Consider the following 3380-nt stretch of genomic DNA (forward strand, 5'->3'; position numbering starts at 1 on the left):
TTCATCAGAATTTATAAACACTGGTTTATTCACAAATGCCTCCATACTGCCTATTGGCAAAAGTTATTTTCTAAGATATGGGATATTTGATACCAAAACGGTAATTTAAAGTCAATACCAAAATGGTTATTTTTTTATTTTATATTTTTTTAGAGTAGAAAAAATGGATGAAAAATGGTCAATTAATACGCAAATATTAGAACTATGGGATAAATTGACAGAAGATGAAAAAAGAGAGTTTATTCTTTTTTATCTTGATAAAATGAAGAAAGGAGATCAAGAAGTTTAACCTTATTATCGTAGCTTAGATGCTCTAACATATCTTCAATTTGTTCATCTAAGCTATTAGGCTTATTTCCTGAAAACAACAGTTGTTTGGGGGTAATTTTTAAGTGTGGCGCCAAACGTACAGCCCACTCCTTTGTTAATTTTCGTTGTCCATTTTCTAAACGAAAAATTTGTGGCTGACTAGTCCCTACCAATTCGGCTAATTCTTTTGAAGTTAAACCTACTTTTTGTCTGAAAAATTTCAAATTATTCATGATTCTTATCCTAATTAAAAAAAATATCCTTTCAAATGCCAATATGGTAAAATATGCTTGTCTTAATAATACCAATATGGTAAAAAGAGGAATGTCTAAACTAAAACTGTATTTATCAAAGAATAATATTACTTATGCCGAGTTTGCGATTTTGGTAGGTGTTACACAAGCATCTATAGCACGCTATGTGAATAAGAAGCGATTTCCGCATCCTAGGATAATACAAAAAATAGCAGAAGTTACTGATAATTACATAAGTCCTAGCGATTGGTATCAAGAGAATTTTTCTTCAATTTCTAAAAGTCGCGGTGTTGATCAGACGGGCGATAGATTGCAGCATTAAGGAGATAAAGATGAGTTCGAATGAAATTTTATGGATAGCAGTGGTTTCAGTTTTGCTCTTAAGCGGAGTGATGTTTCGTATTGCATTGCATTATCGCGATCAAGTTAAAGCACTTAAAGAGCAGGTTCAAGATATTAAGAAAAAAATGAAAGAGAATGAGTTTAGGTATTTAAAGGAAAGCAAGCAGACAATTGATGAATGTGATGCGGATCTTGAAGAACGTGACAAGGAAATTAAACAACTGAAGCAAGAGATTGAAGAACGTGACGAGGAAATTAAACAACTGAAACAAAAGACTGAAGAACTAAAACAAAGTATAGATGCGTATCGAGAAGAGTTTACACGGAAAAGTGAAAAGATACAGGCACTAAAAGCAGATGTGCAATCACGCGACGAGGAAATTCAAAGACTAACACAAGAGCTTAAGCCGCGTGATGAAGCAGTAAAAGCGCCGCTTCATAAGAATAAGAAGAGTAAGAAGAAGGGTAAGTGAGGAGAGAGGGATGGGCTTAATTGCACTTATTATATCTTGTATTGCTAATTTGTGTTCATGTTATGCGGTTTATACCAATTTTAAAAACATAAAAATGCTTAGACAAGCGATAAAAGAACGAGATGAGTTAATAGCGTCACAAAAAGCGTTGATGGAAGGACAGCTAGCAGAAAAAAATGAGTTAATAGCGTCACAAAAAGCATTGATGGAAGAACAGCTAGCAGAAAATGAAGAGAAAATACAACATTTACAAAAATTACAAAAAGAAGTGCAAGAACGTTTGTTGGAATCTGAACAGAAGAAATCTAAAGAGCAAGAATATTTGACTGAATATGAAAATATTTATGAAAATCTTCAAGAGTCTGAAGATGTTCGTGCGCTTGTAAGAGAGTTTGTAGAAAAAGCCCCAATTGTAAATGAAGAAGATGATAGAACGCAAAAGATACTAATACAATTGATGAAGGATGAGCAGAAAAAGAATGAAGCAATTGAAATTATTGAAGATTTCAATAGATGGTTTATGGCAAAACAATCGGTTACAGTTGCAGAAGCCAATAAATGGGATAGGGCACAATATTTATCATTTCTTCTTATGAAACCAAAGCCAATGACATGGGCCGAGTTGGCTGAAAAAAGCCCTGAGGAACAACAGCGTTATTCATCATGTTGGAAAACGGTTATTTATTGAATGGAAACAGCTTGGAATACAACAGATCGGATAGTTTATTACTTGGTTTAATATTAAAATATTCGGGGCAAAAAGTCACTTTTTCTGGTGGATTTAAAGGATTTACGGCAGTGTGCTCCATAGTCAATATTAAAGGAATTTCTGAGTTTCTGTCTATAGGAAAAACACCAATAATTAGTCCTAATAGACCAGAAGGTTTGAGGCTAAATGGATCAATATCGCTATGTATGGGTGGATCGACTCGAGGTTTCTTTAAGCATAAGTGTTTTTCCTGTTGAGGATGGATGTAATGTAGTGCTCCTAGTGATTGTGGCAAAAGTTCACGATAGCATGCGGACATAAAGATAAAAAGGCTATTATCCTGTATGCTGATAGAGTTGATTTTAATTGTTTGTTTTGTAGCATTTGTAATGATTAAAGATACATATATTACTGGAAAGATATCATTAGGATTATCACTTATCCATGAACTGTGTGTGGTAACACGGAGCTTTTTTTCTTCTAAAATCTCTAATTGTTTTTCCAGAACTGTGGCAAGCTTTTTCATTGATATCGCTTGTTGTCTAGTTGATTTAGCTATGTCCATGGCATTGGCTAATTCTGTTTTAAATTTTTCTCGATCTTCTTCTCTTAATTTTTCATCTTTTTCTCGATCTTCCTTTCTCAATTTTGCAGCTTCTATGCGATCTTCTTCTCTTAATTTTTCATCTTTTTCTCGATCTTCCTTTCTCAATTTTTCATCTTTTTCTCGATCTTCCTTTCTCAATTTTGCAGCTTCTATGCGATCTTCTTCTCTTGATTTTGCAGCTTCTATTCGATCTTCTTCTCTTAATTTAAATGTCTGTTTAATAGAAAGAAAAGCAAAAATTGCGGATAATAAAGCACCAACCGAAGAAAGTGCAGAAAATAAAACAGAAAACGCAGAAAATAATACAGGATGCTGTTCTATCCAATTTAAAATCGCTTGCATACTTCTTACACCCTTCTTTTCTTCATTTTCAGAAAAAAACAACCTTATAAAACACATTTTGTATGGAGAGGCGCGGTGAATAACACGATTCTTTGTTTTGATCTAGGTACCAAAACGGGGTGGGCGTTTCGCAATGCCGAGGGTGACATATTCAGTGGTACCGTGAATTTTCAATCGCGCCGTTTTGAAGGCGGTGGAATGCGTTATTTGCGTTTTAAACAATGGCTATCAGAAATAAAGCAGACAGCAGGTCAAATTGACGCGGTGTATTTTGAAGAGGTGAGGCGTCATAAAGGTACAGATGCAGCGCATGTTTACGGTGGTTTGTTAGCAACGTTAACGGC

General features: G+C 34.5%; 5 protein-coding genes and 1 pseudogene. 4 read left to right on the top strand and 2 right to left on the bottom strand.

All coding sequences use genetic code 11. The annotated features are described in order from the left end of the window. Positions 1-239: 239 nt before the first annotated feature. On the bottom strand, positions 240-542 hold the full coding sequence (locus ACFIJW_RS02065; protein WP_100128398.1) for a helix-turn-helix domain-containing protein: 303 nt from the start codon (positions 540-542) through the stop codon (positions 240-242). Between the two features lie 91 nt (positions 543-633). On the opposite strand from ACFIJW_RS02065, the gene ACFIJW_RS02070 reads away from it, so the two are divergent. From ACFIJW_RS02070 to ACFIJW_RS02080, 3 genes are read left to right on the top strand one after another with little or no spacing between them, the layout of a single operon-like run. After that, positions 634-885, top strand: a complete 252-nt coding sequence (locus ACFIJW_RS02070) for a helix-turn-helix domain-containing protein (protein WP_375612601.1) — start codon at positions 634-636, stop codon at positions 883-885. A 10-nt stretch (positions 886-895) separates the two neighbouring features. Continuing rightward, positions 896-1378: a hypothetical protein gene (locus tag ACFIJW_RS02075; RefSeq protein WP_375633129.1), complete on the top strand. Its 483-nt coding sequence runs from the start codon at positions 896-898 to the stop codon at positions 1376-1378. A gap of 10 nt (positions 1379-1388) precedes the next feature. Next, positions 1389-2066, top strand: a complete 678-nt coding sequence (locus tag ACFIJW_RS02080) for a hypothetical protein (RefSeq protein ID WP_375613781.1) — start codon at positions 1389-1391, stop codon at positions 2064-2066. Here ACFIJW_RS02080 and ACFIJW_RS02085 read toward each other — a convergent pair. Continuing rightward, the gene (locus ACFIJW_RS02085; protein ID WP_375633130.1) at positions 2056-3036 is read right to left on the bottom strand and encodes a hypothetical protein; all 981 of its coding nucleotides are present in this window, start codon (positions 3034-3036) and stop codon (positions 2056-2058) included. The two genes, ACFIJW_RS02080 and ACFIJW_RS02085, sit on opposite strands and share 11 nt — an antisense overlap. Before the next feature lie 75 nt (positions 3037-3111). Between ACFIJW_RS02085 and ACFIJW_RS02090 the strand changes: the two are divergent. Further along, a pseudogene (locus ACFIJW_RS02090) lies at positions 3112-3380 on the top strand (hypothetical protein); the annotation flags it as partial.

Origin of the sequence: Bartonella sp. MM97QHHN (assembly GCF_042194285.1) — a bacterium.
In the GTDB taxonomy this organism is placed as follows: domain Bacteria; phylum Pseudomonadota; class Alphaproteobacteria; order Rhizobiales; family Rhizobiaceae; genus Bartonella.